Raw genomic sequence first — 17,443 nt, 5'->3', positions numbered from 1 at the left:
GATTTAAGGATCCAACCGAACAGGAGGGGACAAGACGGTGATCGGCGCCCGGAGCGCGCCCGTCAGTCGTCGCTGTCACCGCCCTTCTGGAAGCTGTACGGGTAGGGCAGCCGACGGCTCGCGGCGGCCGTGAGCCGCTTCACCTGCGAAGACTCCAACTCCCAGTCCACGACGGCCAGATGGGAGGCGAACTGCTCCATGGTGCGCGCGCCGACGATCGGGGAGGTGACACCGTCCTGCCGGAGCAGCCAGTTGACCGCGACCTGGGCCGGAGGCCGTCCCGACTCCTCTGCGACGGCGAAGAGTTCGTCGAGTACGCGCCACGTCCGCTCGTCCTCCGCGTAGGCGCTCCACGACTCGCTCCAGCCCTGGCTCTCCGCGGTCCTCACCCGGCTTCCGCTCGGCGGTTCCTGCATGCCGCGCCGGATCGCGCCGCTGAGCCAGCCACCGCGCAGCGGGCTCCACGGGATCACACCGATGCCCTCGTTTCGGCAGACGGGGAGCAGTTCCCACTCGGCTTCGCGGTCGAGCAGGTTGTACAGCGGCTGGAGGGAGGAGAAGGGCTCCCAGCCGCGGGCGCGGGCGATGTCCACGGCCTTCTGAAGCTGCCACCCCGTGAAGTTGCTCGCACCCACCGCCCGGACCTTTCCGGCCCGTACGAGCGAGTCGAGGGTGGAGATCGTCTGCTCCAGCGGCGTGTGCGGATCCCAGGCGTGCACCTGGTACAGGTCGATGTGGTCGGTGCGGAGTCGTCGCAGGCTCGCCTCCACGCCCTGGACGATGTGCTTGCGGCCCAGCCCCTGGTCGTTGGGGCTGTCGCCCATCGGGAACCTGACCTTCGTCGCGATGACGAGATCGTCGCGCTGCTGCCTGCTCAGCCAGCGCCCGAGGATCTCCTCCGATCCGCCCCGGGAGTACACGTCGGCGGTGTCGATGAAGTTGCCGCCCGCCTCGACGAAGGCGTCGAGGATGGCGCCGCTCGTCTCCTCGTCGGTCTCGCGGCCGAAGGTCATGGTCCCCAGGCACAGCTCGCTGACGCGAAGCCCGGAGCCGCCCAGCAACTTGATGCGCATGTGTTTCTCGACCTCCGGCCGGTGATTGGGGCAGGACTGCGTCCCGTCTGCGGTCGGCGCATTCTAGGTGCGGAGTGGGGGAACGGACCCCGCTCCACCCGGGCCGGGGCCGCCGGATCTTTCGCTTCTGTGACGGTGCTCGCCGGCACCCCTCTCACCGGCCCACCGCGCCCCTACCATCACGGACATGTCCGTGACCTCGTGGAAAACCCTCGCCCGCGACATCGTCCTCGTCGTCGCGGCGCCCCTCGTGCTGGCCGGATTCGGGCTGGGGCACCCGGCCGGGCTGCGGCCGCACAACGCCGCGATGTGGGCCGAGATGCACGTCTGGCTGCTGCCTGTCTGGCCTCTGCTGGCGCTGGGCCTGATCGTGCCCTTGTGGGGCAGGCCGCGGCGTGACGTGCCGGGCGTGGCCACCGTCGTCGCATGGGTGGGCGCCTTCGGGTACGCCTGCTTCTACACCGGGCTGGACGCCGTCGCCGGCATCGGGGCCGGCATCGCCGAGGAGCACGGCGGCGAGCAGCGTCGCCGGGTCGTCAACCCGATCTTCCACACCGGTGACGCGCTCGGGCAGGCGGGTGTGTGGTGCCTGACCGTCGCGGTGGTAGCGGCATCGGTCGCGCTGTGCGTCAGGTACGGGGCGCGTGTGCTGCCGGGCGCGGTGCTGCTGCTGGTGTGCTGCGGGTCCTTCTTCGACAGCCACATCTTCCAGCCGCGAGGGGTGGTGACGATGCTGGGCTTCGCGCTCGGCTTCGCCCTGCTCGTGTGGGCGTCGGCAGGACCGGCGAAGGACGGCACCTCCCAGGGGCGACCGCCGGCCTGAGCCACCGGACGCCTAACGGACGCGGCCCCCGAAGAAGACCTGGGTCTCGGTGATGCGCCCGTCGCGGACCGTCGCGACCTCGACGTTGCGGTGGCGCTCGCCCGTCTTCAGTTCGTACTCGTAGAGGATGAAGACGTCGTCGCCCCCGGCCGGCACGACCGACAGGATCTTCTGCGACAGGAGGCGTCCGGCCGTGGGGAAGCAGCGCTCGAAGAACGCGGCCCTGTCGATGTGGTCGTCCTGCGGGCTGGTGAAGCTGTAGTCGTCGGCGATCAGCCGTTCCGCTCGCTCGCGGTCCTGCGCGACGTAGCTCTCCATGCAGGCCCTTACGACCTCGGTCCCGTCGGTGCCGGCCACAGCGGCTCTCCCTCCGTGCGTGATGTCCCTGCCGCAGTGCAGACCGCTGCCGGCACCCGGACTCATCGCAGCGGGCGACGGCCGGTGCCACTTCCTGACGGCGACCGGGACGAACCGGCGGCCCGGCCATGGAAGGCTGGCTCCATGACCAGGACGACATCGGACGGACGACCCGTCCCCGCCCCGCACGCGGACGAACGCACCATGCTGGAGGGCTGGTTGGACTTCCACCGGGCCACCGTGACCCTCAAGTGCGCGGATCTCGACGACAGTCAGGTGCGCGAGCAGTCGGTGGAGCCGTCCTCGATGACTCTGCTCGGGCTGGTGCAGCACTTGGCGGAAGTCGAACGCAACTGGTTCCAGCGGGTGTTCGCCGGTCAGGACGTGCCGAGGCTGTACGAGGAGGGGGAGGACGGGTTCGCGCTCGTTCCCGGACGCGGCATGGACGAGGCGATGGCCGTCTGGCAGCGCGAGGTCGAGCGTGGACGCGAACTGACGGCCACCGCGTCCCTCGACGACTCCGGCAGCCTCCCCGAAGGAGCGGCAGCGATCATGGGCGCCGACAGCGTGTCCCTGCGCTGGATCCTGATCCACATGGTCGAGGAGTACGCGCGGCACAACGGGCACGCGGATCTGCTCCGCGAGCGCATCGACGGCACATCCGGTACGTGAGCCGCGGCGGCCGGGCGGCGACGCCTGGCACCGCCCGAGCACTCGGCGTCCGCGGGCCCGCCTTGCGCTCCGTCAGGCCCGGGGCGGGTCGGCCGAGACCCGTGACGGTACGCGCGGCTTCGTGCAGCCACGGCGGTCGGCCTGCCGCTCGGCGAAGGCGGTCAGGATCGAGCGCATCTCCTCCGCGCTCAGCACCGGCGTCTCCCCGTCCCCGCCCAGTGCGCGGATCCGGAAGACGGCGTCCGTCCCGTCGCACCGCGCGGTCGCCCAGCCCTGCGTCGCGCTGACCCACGGCTTCTTCCTGCCGAGGGCCTTCCACAGGTGGCGGGAGAAGTCGCCGTGGAAGGCCGTGAGATCGAGCGCCTCCTTCCCCAGGGCCGCCTGACCTGACCCGGTGCCGTCGCCGTTGCGTTCCAGCAGGCAGCTGCCGACCGGGGCGCGCTGCGACATCCGCACCTCCACGCTCCAGGCCTTCTTCGGACCGAGAGGTGCGTGGGCGAGCGCAGAGCACGGCGTCCCGTCCGTCCGTCCCAGCGGCACCGGCTCCGGCCGGGGCACCTTCTCGGGGACGGCCAGTGGCTTCGCTCCGCAACGCAGCTTCTCCGAGGCCTTGTTGGCGAAGGAGACGGCGGCGCGCGCACCGGCGTCGTACGCGACTCCGGCAGCGGGCTCGTCCCCCGACTCGCCGTCGCCGAAGTAGCCGGGGATCTGAGCCCTGGTGTGCAGCTGCCGCGGCTTCCCCGAGCCGTCCCTGCCCAACCGGGGGCAGACGACCGTCACGACGAGATCGCCGCGCGGCGTCTCGTAGCCGGGCAACTCCGCCGGGAGCGCCAGCCGGGCCGGCTCATGGCCGGAGAAGTCCTCGGAGAGGTGGCCGTCGATGTCGTCACGGGCGGTGTAGGCCGAGGCACGGAAGCGGTAGCCGCGGCCGGTCTCGCCGTCGTTCACCTCGCAGCGGTATCTGCCGAGGGGAGAGTCGACGGTCTCCTCGTGTCCGTAGAGATGCCTGTCGTCGTCCATCGGCTTCGTGCCCATGTCGTCGAGGACGCCCTCGGGGAGCGCTCCGCTGCAGGCGTCACGGGTGACCCACCAGTCGTTCACGTACGGCTCGACGACCGCGGCGACCACCCCGAGCAGCACCACTCCCGCGGCAGCGGCCCCGACGATCCGCTTCCGCCGGTTCAGTCGGCGGGTCCGGCCCCCGATATCGGTCACCCCGGCAAACTACCGCCGTGGGCGCCGGACATCCGAGATCGCCGGGCCCGGCCGGGCCGGGTGCCCCGGCGGGTCTGCATCAGGGGACTCATCGCGCCGGGTGTTGGCCGCCGCCTACAGGTGGTCGATCTCGGTGAGGTCGATGTCGACCTGGAACGGCACCGAGAGTTTCAGCTGGTCATGGTGGATGCCCGTGACTGCGTAGACCATGGTCGTCGGATCCAGCTCGTAGACGTAGACGACTGGACGTTCGCCGTCGCCGGACATCTCCACGCGCCAGAAGTGCGGGATGCCCGCCCGCGCGTACTTGTGCGGCTTGGTGTCGCGATCCCGCTCCTGGGAGTCGGGCGAGACGACCTCGACAGCAAGGACGAGGTCCTGCGCCTCGTAACGGGTCTGGCGCCCGTCCTTGTCCGCCTCTGTACGGACCACGCAAATGTCCGGTTCCGGTACGGTGCCGGGGCTGAGCACCACCGCCATCTCTCGCCGCACGCGCAAGTTCTCAGGAACCGTGCAGCGCATCCCGCTTTCCAGCAAGTACATCGCCAGCGAATGAAACTTCCGCTGTGGGCTCACGAAGACCAGGCTCCCGTCGATCAATTCGGTGTGCGGCGGGAGGTTTGGCAGATTGAACAGGTCGTCCACGGTGTAGCCGTGCCTCGGCGGCACAGGCCACTGCGGGGCGGCATCCTGGGAATCGCCGCTGGTGGGCACGGGCTCGGCGGTCATGGTTCCTCCCATGGACGGGATTCTCTGCCCCGCACCCACCGTAGCGGGCGGGAGCGCGTCCTTGTCACTCAGAGGCATGAAGCACGAGGCCACGTTGACGGAGGGTGCGCGCGGGCGCTCGCCGGTCGTCCCGGCTCACTCCCACTCGATCGTGCCCGGCGGCTTGCTCGTGATGTCGAGCGCGACACGGTTGACGCCGGAGACCTCGTTCGTGATGCGGGTGGAGACGCGGGCCAGCACGTCGTACGGCAGCCGCGACCAGTCCGCGGTCATCGCGTCCTCGGACGAGACGGGGCGCAGCACCACGGGATGCCCGTACGTGCGGCCGTCGCCCTGCACGCCCACGGAGCGGATGTCGGCCAGCAGCACGACCGGGCACTGCCAGATGTCGCGGTCCAGGCCCGCGGCCGTGAGCTCCTCGCGGGCGATGGCGTCGGCCTCGCGCAGCACGTCGAGGCGCTCGCGCGTGACCTCACCGATGATGCGGATCCCGAGCCCGGGGCCGGGGAACGGCTGCCGCTGGACGATCTCCTCCGGCAGGCCCAGCTCCTGGCCGACCATGCGGACCTCGTCCTTGAACAGCTTCCGCAGCGGCTCGACCAGTTCGAACTCCAGGTCCTCGGGAAGCCCGCCCACGTTGTGGTGCGACTTGATGTTGGCCGCGCCCGTGCCGCCGCCGGACTCGACGACGTCGGGATAGAGGGTGCCCTGCACGAGGAAGGCGACGTCCTCACCGGCGGCACCCGCCTCGGCGACGAGCTCGGCCTGCGCCTGCTCGAAGACCCGGATGAACTCACGTCCGATGATCTTGCGCTTCTGCTCCGGGTCGGAGGCGCCGGCCAGCGCGGCGATGAAGCGGTCGGCGGCGTCGACGACCTTCAGCTGCACGCCGGTGGCCGCGACGAAGTCCTTCTCCACCTGCTCCGTCTCGCCCTTGCGCATCAGCCCGTGGTCGACGTACACGCAGGTCAGCTGCGTACCGACGGCCTTGTGGACGAGGGCTGCGGCCACCGCGGAGTCCACGCCTCCGGACAGTCCGCAGATGGCGCGCTTGCTGCCGATCTGTTCGCGGATCGCCGCGACCTGCTCGTCGACGATGCTCGCGGTCGTCCAGGTCGGGGAGAGCCCGGCGCCGCGGTAGAGGAAGTGCTCCAGCACCTGCTGGCCGTGCGTGGAGTGCATGACCTCGGGGTGGTACTGGACGCCGTAGAGCCTGCGCTCGTCGTTCTCGAACGCCGCGACCGGGACCATGTCGGTGGACGCGGTCACCGTGAAGCCCTCCGGTGCGGCGGAGCAGGCGTCGCCGTGCGACATCCACACTTGCTGGTGCGAGGGCGTGCCCTCGAAGAGGGTGGAGGCGCCCTTCGAGACCGAAAGGTCCGTGCGCCCGTACTCCCTGCTGCCGGTGTTGTCGACGGTGCCGCCGAGGGACCGCGCCATCAGCTGGAAGCCGTAGCACAGGCCGAGCACAGGGATCCCGGCGTCGAAGAGCGAGCCGTCGAGGGACGGAGCGTCGTCGGCGTACACGGAGGAGGGGCCGCCGGAGAGGATCACCGCCTTCGGGTTCCTGGCCAGCATCTCCTCCACCGGCATGGTGGAGGGCACGACCTCGCTGTAGATCCGTGCCTCGCGCACACGGCGCGCGATGAGCTGGGCGTACTGGGCGCCGAAATCGATCACGAGCACGGTCTCCGGAGCGTCCGGAGATGCGGAGGCGGATTCCGGGGAGCCTGAGCCACGAGGGGCGGGCGCTGATGCCACGGAGCGGCTGCCTTTCGGCCTTACGGCGGTGGTACGGGAGCGTGGGACGGCGGGGACGGCGTTGATGCACGCCGTGCCGGAGCTCGGAGCACGTGCTCACTTCGTACGGCCGATTCTAACGGGAGCCGCCCGGGGTGCTGCTTGGCCTCCGCAGGGGGCCCGTGCATACTGTCGAGCATGTTCGAGCAGCCCGTCACAACCAGCTTCTGGTTCGGCTACGGATCCGGCCCTCACGGCCGCCGTGGTCGAGCTGCTTGATCCACTGACGAGCGACTCACCGGGCGCCCCGGGCCGGCAAAGGCCCGGGGCGCTCTTCGTTTCCGCTCCACGGGCCACAAGGTCCAGGGCTCCGCCGTACGCACGGCCTACGAGGACGGAGACATGCACACCATGAGCACAGAAGCCGCAGAGACCACCGGGCGTACCGGCCCGGACGCGACCGGGGCGGGCACGGCGGGCGGGGGCGAGTCCGGAGCCGGGGCCGGATCCCGCATCGACGAGCTGGACGCCCGCATCATCGCGCTCGTGCAGGAACGCAGGAACGTCGCGGCAGGCATCCGGCAGACGCGCACCGAGGCCGGAGACGGACCGGCCGGTGAGAGCTCCCGGCCAGGGGAACAAGTGGGTCTGGCACGGGAGATGGAGATCCTCAACCGCTACCGCAGCGAGCTGGGCCGCCCGGGCACACAGCTCGCGATGACGCTGCTGGCGCTGTGCCGCGCCCAGTCGTGAACCCTGTCGTGAGCCAGTCGTGAGCCCAGTCGTCGATCGACAGAACGCGCAGTGGTGAACCGCCGCACGTGTGCGGCCGGGCGCCCGGTCAGCGCACGGCGGCTGCCGCGAGCCGTTCGCACAACACGGCAAGTCCGCGGCGCGGCGGTCACCCGTAAGGAGCGTGACCGCCGCGTGCGGAGCTTCGTTGGTCCCGGTGACCCCGATGCCCGCCGGACGTCCGGCAGTTCGGGGACGCGCCATCGCAGCGATGAGACGCCCGTTCCTCCTCGTGGGCGGGGACGGAAGTGTCGTGGGACCTCGCTCCGGCGCGAGTGACCGGTCAGCAGGGGACAGCAGCCCGGTCACCAACTCTCCCCGCGCGGGGAGACAGTGGCCGGTGCGGGGGACGCCCTGGACCGGCCGCTCCGCGGAGCGCGCAGACTTTGGGATTCAGGAAGATTCTCGGGAGATTGTCGTCCGACGGTAAGAGTTCCGGTCAGCCGGTACCAATGCCGTGACCAAGGGGGTCCGACGCCTTGCGCGTCCGATGCGCATCCAGCACCATGCACACGAACTCCCTTTCAAGACCCGGCCGTTGACCGGCTGTGCAGCATGCTGCCGCAGCTCGGACGGCCAGGCGGCACTACCCCCCGGTGCCGTTCCTTCAGGCGGGCGCTGCCCTGACGCCCGTGCTGGACGCCAAGGGCCCCGTGGCGCCGTCCACCAACCGGCCGGCGCCACGGGGCCCTTCGCGTGTGCGAGAACCGTTCCCGTTCCCGCCCGGCCGAACTGCCCGGGCGGGAACGCGAATTCGGGAACTACTCCACGTCGGCGCTCTCCCGCGCCGCCTCCGGCCTCTCCCCCTGGCTTCGCCGGGAGGGACCCCTGGCCGGCACCTCCGGCACGGGCAGCACCGTCAGCCGCAGCGCCCCGAACGCGTCGTCCGGCACGACCGGTTCGCGCGGCGCCACGGGCGCCATCCGTACGTACTGCGATCCCTGCTCGGGTCGCGCGTCCTCCTCGCCCTTGTTCGGCCACAGCGACATGGCGCGCTCGGCCTGAGCGGTGATGGTGAGTGCGGGGTTGACACCGAGGTTCGCGGAGACGGCGGAGCCGTCCACCACCGTGATGCCGGGGTGCCCGTACAACCGGTGGTACGGGTCGATGACGCCGCTGTCCGCGTCCGCACCGATCGGGCAGCCGCCGAGGAAGTGCGCCGTGAGCGGCATGCCCATCAGCTCACCGAGGTTGGTCCCGGCGAAGCCGTTGATGTCGTCGGCGAGATGCCGTGCGACCTCCGCGCCCTCGGGAATGTAGGCCGGGTTGGGCGCGCCGTGACCCTGACGGGCGGTGAGCAGTCCCTTCCCGAGTCCCTTCGTCTTCCGGTACGTGGTCAGGGAGTTGTCGTGCGTCTGCATCACCAGGCCGATGATGATCCGCTCGGACCACTTGCGGCCGGAGAGCGACCTGAGGAACAGGTTGGGATGCCGCAGACAGGTGAGCAGATGGCCCAGCACCTTGGGCAGCTTCGTGTCGTGGTTGACCTGGAGAGTGGTCAGCGCGCTCATCGCGTTGGAGCCCCTGCCGTAGCGGACGGGCTCGATGTGCGTGTGCTCGTTCGGGTGGACGGAGGAGGTGATGGCCACGCCCCGCGTGAAGTCGAGCTTCCGGCCGTCCTTCCACTTCTTGCGGTAGCGCCGCTCGATGGTCTGCGCGCCCACCAGCGCCTCGGAGTTGGTGCGGGTCAGCTCGCCGAGCCGTTCGGAGAGCCCGGGCAGTGTGCCGGTGTCGCGCATGCGGTGCAGCAGCGTCTGCGTCCCGTACGTACCGGCCGCCACGACGACCTTGCGGGCGCGCAGCACCGTTGCCGGCCCCTTGCGCTTGTCCGTCGCCACGCAGGTGACGGCGAAGCCCCGGCCGTCCGGGAGTTCCTCGACCTCGCGCACCGTCGTCATCGGGTGCACGACGGCGCCCGCCTTCTCGGCGAGATAGAGGTAGTTCTCGTTGAGGGTGTTCTTCGCGCCGTGACGGCAGCCCGTCATGCACTCGCCGCACTCCGAGCAGGCCCTGCGGGACGGGCCGGCTCCGCCGAAGTACGGGTCGGCGACCTCGCCGCCCGGCTTGGTCCTCGCCTTGCCGTCCGCGTCCTCGCCGTCGCCGAAGAACACGCCCACCGGCGCCATGTGGAAGCTGTCGCCGACGCCCATCCGCTCGGCAGCCGTCTTCAGATGCTCGTCGGAGGGCGTCATCGTCGGGTTGAGGCGCACGCCCAGCATCCGCTGCGCCTGGTCATAGAAGGGCTTCAACTCCTCCTGCCAGTCGGTGATGTGGCCCCACTGGCGGTCCTGGAAGAAGGCCTTCGGCGGCACGTAGAGGGTGTTGGCGTAGTTCAGCGAACCGCCTCCCACACCCGCGCCTGCCAGGATCATGACATTGCTGAGCACATGGATGCGCTGGATGCCGTAGAGACCGAGTGCCGGCGCCCAGATGTAGTTCTTCGTGTCCCAGGAGTTCTTGGGCAGAGTCTCGCGCGTGTAGCGGCGTCCCGCCTCCAGCACTCCGACGCTGTACCCCTTCTCCGTAAGACGGAGTGCGGAGACGGAACCGCCAAAGCCGGAGCCGATGACAATCACGTCGTAGTTGTACGAACCGCCCTCGTTCGGGGCGGAGTTCTCCTCGGACACGATGGGCCTCCGGTGCGAGTGGTTCGGCTCTGGATCGGTTGTACGGGTCGTCGGGGCTGGGGGTCGGCGCGGTGGGCGGCTGCCCGGCGTCAGCGGAAGCGGAGCGCCTTGAGCACCTTGAGGGCGAGGCTCATGAACGCGGAGTACTTCGCGTCGTCCATGCCGAAGGACGGCGCCATCGGCAGTACCCGCTGGTGCGCCACGGTCTGCGACTCGGTGTACTTGAGGATGCCCTCGCTGCCGTGCCGCCTGCCGAGGCCGGAGTCGCCCATGCCGCCCATCGGGGACTGCACGCTGCCGTACGCCGCCGCGTAACCCTCGTTGACGTTGACGGTCCCGCTGCGCAGCCGTGCCGCGACCGCCCGCGCATGGCTGCCGTTGCGGCCCCAGACGCTCGAATTCAGGCCGTACGCCGTGGAGTTGGCGAGCTCGACGGCCTCGTCCTCGTCCGAGTAGCGGTAGACGGACACGACGGGCCCGAAGGTCTCCTCCGTGCACACGGCCATCGGCGACTCGACGCCGTCGAGGATCGTCGGCTCGTGGAAGAGCGGCCCCACGTCGGGGCGTGCGCGCCCGCCCGCGAGCACCTTGGCGCCCTTGGCGACCGCTTCCTCGATGTGACGGCTGACGTTGTCGAGCTGCTTCTGCGAGACGAGGGAACCCATGTCGGCGCCGTAGGCGAGCGACGAGCCGAGCCGCATCCGCTTCGTACGGGCGACGAAGCGTTCCACGAACGCGTCCGCCACCGACTCGTGCACGTACAGCCGCTCGATCGAGATGCACAGCTGGCCGGCGGACGAGAACGCACCTCGCACCGCACCCGCCGCGGCCTTGTCCAGGTCGGCGTCGGGCAGCACGATCATGGCGTTCTTGCCGCCGAGTTCGAGGGACGCGCCCACGAGCCGCTCCGCGGCCTTCTGCGCCACGCCGCGTCCGGTTCTGGTGGAGCCGGTGAACGAGACGTAGTCACCGCGCTCGACGACGGCGGGGCCGATCACATGGCCCTCGCCTATGACGACCTGCCACACGTTCTTCGGCAGCCCGGCCTCGATGAGCAGCTTGCGCGCCCACAGGGCTGTCAGAGCCGTCTCGGTGTCGGGCTTCATCACGACGGCGTTGCCCGCGACGAACGCGGGAAGGGCATCGCCGACGGAGAGTTCGAAGGGGTAGTTCCACGGCGCGATCTGCCCGACGACGCCGCGTGGATGACGGTTCTCGGTCACCTTGGTCAGGACGGGGAACGCGCCGGTGTGCCGCTTGGGACGCAGATATGCGGGGGCACGCCGCCCGTAGTGGCGTGCGGCGACGGCGACGGCCTGCACCTCCTCGTGCGCGTGCAGCCGTGCCTTGCCGGTCTCCAGCTGGATCAGGTCCAGCACCTCGCTCTGCCGCTTCAGCACCAGGTCGTGGAAGCGGAGCAGGACGGCGGCCCTCTCCCGTACGGGTGTGGCGGCCCATTCACGCTGCGCCTCGCGCGCACGGTGGAAGGCGAAGGCGACGTCCTCGGGCGTCGACTCCGGCAGCTCGGCGAGCTTCTTCCCCGTGAACGGCGTGTGGCTGGACGTACGGCCGCTGCCGATCACTCCCTCGGTGAGAGCTTCGACGAGCCCGGCGGTGACGACGTCGGCCGCCGTGCGCACCCCTGCGGGAGCGGGGGCCACCGGGTTGCCACCGGCGGCTCCGTCCGGTGTGGCGGTGCCGCCGGTGCCGCGGTCTTCGCCCTGGTCCTGGGAGCGGGTGTCCTGCGTGTCCGTCATGCGAGAGAGCGTACGACCCCGGAAACACGCTGCATACCCGGCGGTAACCACTTTCACGGAATCTGCCAGCGAACGCTGGCACGACCAGCCGGCGGTCGGTGCGGCTCAGATCGCTGACCTCCGGTGATGCCGACGCCCGGTCCGGGAGGCCGGCACGCGTCCGATGAGGCCTGCGGAGATCAGCGGCCCGTCGACCGGTAGGTGTCGGCCACGGCCTCGAAGTGCCGGTCGATCTCCTGCTTCTTGCCCTTCGAGCCCATCACCATCAGCACGTGGTAGCGCCCGTCGAGGATCATCGCGCGGTTGCGTGCGTAGATGTCACGGCCGCCGTCCTTCCAGCTGAACGTGCCCTCGGCCATGGCGGTTTCGCCGACGTCGATGCGCCGCAGCCCGGAGGTCGACGCCCAGTCCGAGGCGCGGTAGGCCTTCAACTCCGGTTCGTCGTCGCTCTGGTAGGCCATCGGATCCTTGCCGTACTTCCCCACCGCGTCACGGCCGTTGACGATGACCATCTCGATCTCGCCGCCGTTGTAGCGGACCTGGCCGCGACCGGTCGTCGAGCGGCGGTTCCACTCGTCGGGCACGGCGACACGGAAGCCGGCGGGGTCCTGGCTGAGCTTGTAGCCCTTCGGCGCCTTGCCCGCGGGGGCGGGCGGCCGATGCTTCTCGGCGTTGCCGCCGCCGTCACCGCCGCCGTTGCCACTGCCGTCGCCCGTCCCCGGGGACCGGCTCTCGCCTCCGACGGAACCGCGCTGCTGGTTCGAGGCGCCGTCGGTGTCGCCCTCGGGCATGAACCACACCGCGTACATCAGTGCGGCGGCAAGCCCCGCGAGCACGAGGCCGACCAGTACGCCGCCGAGCTTGCGGGGGCCCGAGCCCTGCCGTGGCTTCTTCTCCCGCGCGGGCCGGCTCCGCCTGTGCGCGGCGCGTTCACGCCTCGGTTCCGGCGCCTGCTCGGGCATCGGCGGAACGGGTCCCGGCTGCTGGGGCTGCTGGGGCTGCTGGGGCTGCTGGGGCTGCTGGGGCTGCTGCGCCTCATATCGCGCAGTCCGATCGTGCGGGGCCTGATCGTGCGGGCCCTGAGGATGGAGCGCGTGCGGGGTGCCCTGGAGTGGGGCGGGCCGCGGCCGTTGCTGCTTCTGCCGGCGCTGCTCCCGCTGCTGATGCCGGTGCTGCTGTCTCTGCTCGGCGCGGGCCGCGCGTCTCGCCGCCCGCCGTCTGCGTACGAGTTCGCCGCGGCGGCGCAGTATCGGCAGCCGTCTCGGGTCCGACGTACCACCCGGGTCCAGCGACGGCGCGTACACCGTGTGCCAGCCGACTTCGGGCTCCGGCGCGGAGCGCACCAGGGACCGCAGCCAGCCCCTCAGCTCCTCGAAGTCCGGGCGCTCCGTGGGGTCCTGGCGCAGCAGCGATTCGACGACGGGACGCAGCGGACCGCACTCCTCTGCGAACGCGGGCGGCTCACCGCACACCATCTGCACCAGTTCGGCGACGTCGTCCTCGGGGTAGGGCGCATGGCCCTGCACGGCACGGAAGAGCAGGACACCCAGCGCCCACAGGTCCGCCGAGGGGCCGACCGGCGGGGCGAGCCGCCAGTTCTGATGGACCGGCCCGGCCTGCTCGGGCGCCCACCGCTCGCTGACCGCGCCGACGACCGTCATGCGCGCCTGCCGCGCACGTTCGGCGGCCAGGGCGGTGGCGGGACCGCGGAAGCCCTCGGGTGCGCCGTTCTCCTCGGCGCCCTCGCCGCCCCAGGGACGGCTCTCGGACTCGTCGGCGTACTGGTCCTCGCTGCGGGCACCGCCGCCGTACATCTCCTCGGCATACGGGACGTCGGAGTACCTGGAGCCCGCGGGTCGGCCTTCGCGTTCCTGCTCCGGCCTTGGCTCCGGCTCGGCGGGACGCCAAGTGGCCTTCACAGGAAGGCTGTTGGGCGGACGTGAGCCCGGCAGGTCGCTCGGGGTGACCTCGTCCTCCCCGGCCGGGAACCAGCGCACGTAGTCGTCGGGCGTCGCGTGACGGGCGTCCGCCGGGGGTGCCGACGCGGGGCGGTTCCACCAGTCCTCCCGAGCGCCCGCCTGGTCCCCCTGCCCGCCCTCGTGCCGTCGCTCCAGCTCCGGTTCGTCGCGCTGCGTGCCGTGCACACGGGCGGCGGCGCCGCGCTTGGCACCCGCCTGGTAGGCCGCGATGGCACCGCTGCGCGGGCCGCGCCCGCCGGTCTCGTATCCATGACGTACGGGCCCGCCGCCCTGCCCGGTCGGCGGGCCGTCGTTCCCGAGGACCTCGAGGCCCTCCAGGCCGAAGATGCCGCGCGGGGATCCGCCGGCCCTCGGAGGGTCCTGGCCCGGCTCGTTTCCCGAGCCCGGTACGGGACCGCGTCCGTACGGGTCGTCGGCCTGGTCCTCCTGCCGCACGTCGAAGCCCTCGGGGAGCGTGATGCCCTTCCACGACCCCGATTCGGGTGTGGGTTCGTGCCCCGCCTGCGACTGCTCGCCGGCGGCCTCCGCCTCGCCGCCACCACCGCCCCGCCGTGGCTCGCCGGGGATGTTGCCGCTGGGCGGCAGTGCCACCCGCTCGGAGTCCGGGAGCGGGTTGTACCCGCACAGCGCCTCCTGGGCCGCGCCGACCGCGAGCCCCGTCAGCAGCGCCCGCCCGTCGTCACAGATCAGGACCGTACGCGCGGTGACGTTCCGGTGGGTCCAGCCGTGCGCGTGCACCACGCGCAGCGCGGTGAGCAGATCGGCGGCGATCTCCGCGGCCCTGTGAGCGGTCAGCGTCTGGTGCGAAAGCAGCGTCGCGAGCGGCGTGGCCGGCAGCAGCTCGCTGACGATCCACAGACCGTCACCCTCGACGAAGACGTCGAAGACCTGGTCGAGCCTGGGGTGGTCGGGCAGACGGGCGGCTGCGACCGCCGCCTCGACGGCACGCCGGACGGCCGGGTCCGCGGGGCTGCGCGTCGCGCGCCCTATCGAGCCGCGGAACGCGGCGCCGTGTGCGGCACCGGCACCGACGGAACCGCCGTCCTCGAGCACCTCGGCCTCGACGATCTCGGGCAACGGCACCTGGCGTACGAGCACTTCCTGCCCACTGGCCGTGTCGTAGGCCACCGACTCCGTCAACTGGTGGGAATCGGCGGTGGTCCGGGGCAGGCGATAGCGGTCGGCCAGCAGCCGTCCCGCCTTGTCCGCGTAGTCGTCCACGACGCCTCCCCACAGCGCGCGAGACCGTCGATTGCACAACTCATCCGTATCTTTACGGACGGATACCGGTCCGCGGCCATTCACGATACGTGCCCGAGCTGTCCGGCGCGGGCGGACTCGGTGACTCTCCGGCCGCGCTCACACCGCAGCGGGCCTCACTCACCTAAAACGCTTGCCCGATTCGGCCTCAACCCGAACGTCCCCCGGAACGCGGGCAGGGAACCCCTCTCAGGTGAGCGGCTTGAAAGTGCTGAACGCCGTCTTGCGCAGCGTCTTGCACTCCGAGTCGTCCCACTTGTCCGCGCGGCAGGTGATCATTATCGCGTAGCCGTGTGAATCGTCCACGCGGAAACCGCGGTTGAGGACCCGCACCTTGTGGCCGTCCTCGTCGCGCTCGAACAGCCAGTCGCCGACGGTCGGATAGCCCCGCCACTTCACGCTCTTGATGCTGATCTGCCGGTACCCGCTGCTGTTGTTCTTCACGGAGGGCTCCAGGGCGCGCCATCCGGCGGCGGCGTCCTTCAGCGGCTCGGGGCTGAAGTCCACCTGGATCTTGGGCAGTCCGCCGTCGGAGTACTTGGCCCCGGAGTTGGCGCCGGCGACTCCCGAGCGCTCGAAGTCCTCCGGCATCCCCATGCTGAAGTGGAAGCGCTTGTCGTCGACCTGCTCGTAGTCCTCGGGCAGGGAGGGCTCCGCGCCGGGCTCCTCCTCGCCCTCACCGCCGGAGGAGGCGCTCGGGTCCGGAGAGGAGCTCTCCTTCTCCTTGCCGCCATCCTTGTCGTCCTTCTTGGTGCCGCGGCCTTCGCCCTTGTCGCGTTCGGCACCTCCGGCGCCCGAACTCGTGTCGTTCTTCGGGGACTTGTCGTCGCCGCCACCGCCACCGCCGTTGAGGGCGAGGACCGCGATCAGCGTCAGCACGGCGACTGCCGCCACCGCCACGATGGCCAGCGAGCGGCGCGAGAAGCCGCTCGCGAACTGCGAGAGCCCCGTCGTCGCTCCTCCGGAGCCGTCCCCCGACCCCGACGGGCTGTGCGCTACCGCCTTTTCATCGTTGCGGGCGAGTGCACCGGAGCCGACGGGCGCCGAAGTCCCCTCACCTTCGGGGGCCTTGGCGTCGTCGGCCACGGCCCCGGAACCATCGGCGCCCGCGGCGCCCGCACCCACGGCTGCCGCGCCCGAAGCGCCTTCCGATGCCGCGTTCTTCGAAGTCCCCTTGGCCGGGGCCGGCTTCGCGGTCGCCGCCTTGCCACGCTGACGGCGCTGCTTGCCGCCGCCCGGCGACGCCGGCGAGCCGTCGTTCTTCGTCCCGCCCTCGGCGGGCTCGGCGTCCTGCCCCTTGCCGCCGTCCTCGGCGCCTGCGTCTCCGGCCTCCCCGGCCTCGGATGCGTCGCCCTCGGTCCCGTCCGGCTTCGGCGGCAGCACGGCCGTCGTACCGCCGTCCTGCACCGGAGCTGCGGCGGCCGCACCGGCCGCCGTGCCCGCACCGTGCCTCCCGGAGGCCACCGGCTCCAGCAGCGCCCGTGCGCCCGCCACGTCGAGCCGCTTGTCCGGATCCTTCATCAGCAGCCCGAAGATGACCTCTTCGAGCTCACCGGCCTGCTCCGGCGGCGGCACGTCCTCCGTCATCACCGCCGTCAGAGTCGATATGGCCGAGCCCTTGTCGTACGGGGGGTGGCCCTCGACCGACGCGTACAGCAGGGCGCCGAGCGACCACAGGTCTGCGGGCGGCCCCGGCGGCTTCCCGCGGGCCCGCTCGGGAGAGATGTACGAGGGTGCGCCCACGAGCATGCCGGTCGACGTCACCGACGGGTCGCCCTCGACCTTCGCGATGCCGAAGTCGGTGAGGACCACGCGCCCCGTGACGTCCTCCAACAGCACGTTGGACGGCTTCACATCGCGGTGTAGGACGCCTTCACGGTGCGCGGCGCGCAGCACATCGAGCACGGCGAGCCCGACCTCCGCGGCGCGCTGCGGGGTGAGCGGGCCTTCCTTGCGGATGTGGTCGGCGAGCGAACCGCCCTCGACGAGCTCCATCACGATCCACGGACGGTCGTCCTCGTCGACCACGTCGAAGACCGTCACGGCGCTGCCGCTGCGGATGCGCGCGATCGCCTTCGCCTCGCGCAGAGTACGGGTGATGAGCCGCTGCTTCTCGTCCTCCTCGACGCTGGAGGGGAACCGGAGCTCCTTCACGGCGACCGAACGGCCCAGGACCTCGTCCTCGCCCCGCCACACGGTGCCCATGCCACCACGGCCGAGGACTTCCCCGAGCCGATACCGACCTCCTACCAGCCGACCCTCGTGCTCGCTCATGAATCCCCTTGTGTCCCCTCAGCGATGGCCCACCCCAGCCCGGTTCTCATTGTGAACCATCGCGCCGTCACATCGCGTACGGGGGCGCCGCAGCCGGGCACCGCGACGCCGCCCTCGCACACGGCGCCTCACCCATCGTCACGGA

At 71.1% G+C, this 17,443-nt stretch carries 12 protein-coding genes; 3 read left to right on the top strand and 9 right to left on the bottom strand.

Features of this window, described 5'->3' with window-relative positions:
• Positions 1 to 62 precede the first annotated feature (62 nt).
• Positions 63 to 1,073 (bottom strand): aldo/keto reductase, encoded by a 1,011-nt coding sequence (locus tag I004_RS0100670; protein WP_028433921.1) that lies wholly within the window; start codon positions 1,071 to 1,073, stop codon positions 63 to 65.
• A gap of 187 nt (positions 1,074 to 1,260) precedes the next feature.
• Here I004_RS0100670 and I004_RS0100665 point away from each other — a divergent pair, with 187 nt between their 5' ends.
• Positions 1,261 to 1,896 (top strand): hypothetical protein, encoded by a 636-nt coding sequence (locus tag I004_RS0100665; RefSeq protein ID WP_078510705.1) that lies wholly within the window; start codon positions 1,261 to 1,263, stop codon positions 1,894 to 1,896.
• Between the two features lie 12 nt (positions 1,897 to 1,908).
• Here the strand turns inward: I004_RS0100665 and I004_RS0100660 are convergent, their stop codons facing one another.
• Complete coding sequence (locus I004_RS0100660) at positions 1,909 to 2,214, bottom strand: nuclear transport factor 2 family protein (protein ID WP_037974684.1); 306 nt, start codon at positions 2,212 to 2,214, stop codon at positions 1,909 to 1,911.
• A gap of 183 nt (positions 2,215 to 2,397) precedes the next feature.
• On the opposite strand from I004_RS0100660, the gene I004_RS0100655 reads away from it, so the two are divergent.
• On the top strand, positions 2,398 to 2,925 hold the full coding sequence (locus tag I004_RS0100655) for a DinB family protein (protein WP_028433918.1): 528 nt from the start codon (positions 2,398 to 2,400) through the stop codon (positions 2,923 to 2,925).
• Between the two features lie 72 nt (positions 2,926 to 2,997).
• On the opposite strand, the gene I004_RS0100650 is transcribed toward I004_RS0100655, so the two are convergent.
• From I004_RS0100650 to guaA, 3 genes are all read right to left on the bottom strand, one after another.
• Positions 2,998 to 4,140, bottom strand: a complete 1,143-nt coding sequence (locus I004_RS0100650; protein ID WP_158676971.1) for a hypothetical protein — start codon at positions 4,138 to 4,140, stop codon at positions 2,998 to 3,000.
• Between the two features lie 114 nt (positions 4,141 to 4,254).
• Entirely contained in the window at positions 4,255 to 4,869 is a 615-nt protein-coding gene (locus tag I004_RS0100645) for a Uma2 family endonuclease (RefSeq protein WP_078510704.1), read from the bottom strand.
• A gap of 135 nt (positions 4,870 to 5,004) precedes the next feature.
• Positions 5,005 to 6,549 (bottom strand): glutamine-hydrolyzing GMP synthase, encoded by a 1,545-nt coding sequence (gene guaA / locus I004_RS0100640; RefSeq protein ID WP_486579627.1) that lies wholly within the window; start codon positions 6,547 to 6,549, stop codon positions 5,005 to 5,007.
• A gap of 471 nt (positions 6,550 to 7,020) precedes the next feature.
• On the opposite strand from guaA, the gene I004_RS0100635 reads away from it, so the two are divergent.
• Positions 7,021 to 7,362 carry a chorismate mutase family protein gene (locus I004_RS0100635; RefSeq protein ID WP_028433914.1) on the top strand — a complete coding sequence of 114 codons (342 nt, stop codon included), beginning with the start codon at positions 7,021 to 7,023 and terminating at the stop codon, positions 7,360 to 7,362.
• An 800-nt stretch (positions 7,363 to 8,162) separates the two neighbouring features.
• Here I004_RS0100635 and I004_RS31295 read toward each other — a convergent pair.
• The 4 genes from I004_RS31295 to I004_RS0100615 all read right to left on the bottom strand — a co-directional run bounded on the left by I004_RS31295 (position 8,163) and on the right by I004_RS0100615 (position 17,298).
• The gene (locus I004_RS31295; RefSeq protein WP_051344553.1) at positions 8,163 to 10,028 is read right to left on the bottom strand and encodes a GMC family oxidoreductase; all 1,866 of its coding nucleotides are present in this window, start codon (positions 10,026 to 10,028) and stop codon (positions 8,163 to 8,165) included.
• Positions 10,029 to 10,117: 89 nt separating this feature from the next.
• Positions 10,118 to 11,785 carry a succinic semialdehyde dehydrogenase gene (locus I004_RS0100625; RefSeq protein ID WP_028433913.1) on the bottom strand — a complete coding sequence of 556 codons (1,668 nt, stop codon included), beginning with the start codon at positions 11,783 to 11,785 and terminating at the stop codon, positions 10,118 to 10,120.
• Between the two features lie 179 nt (positions 11,786 to 11,964).
• Positions 11,965 to 14,985: a protein kinase gene (locus I004_RS0100620; RefSeq protein ID WP_028433912.1), complete on the bottom strand. Its 3,021-nt coding sequence runs from the start codon at positions 14,983 to 14,985 to the stop codon at positions 11,965 to 11,967.
• 228 nt (positions 14,986 to 15,213) lie between these two features.
• Positions 15,214 to 17,298 carry a serine/threonine-protein kinase gene (locus I004_RS0100615; protein ID WP_028433911.1) on the bottom strand — a complete coding sequence of 695 codons (2,085 nt, stop codon included), beginning with the start codon at positions 17,296 to 17,298 and terminating at the stop codon, positions 15,214 to 15,216.
• Positions 17,299 to 17,443: the final 145 nt, after the last annotated feature.

It is taken from the genome of Streptomyces sp. TAA486, from assembly GCF_000426165.1.
This window is presented reverse-complemented; position numbering and strand designations above follow the sequence as displayed.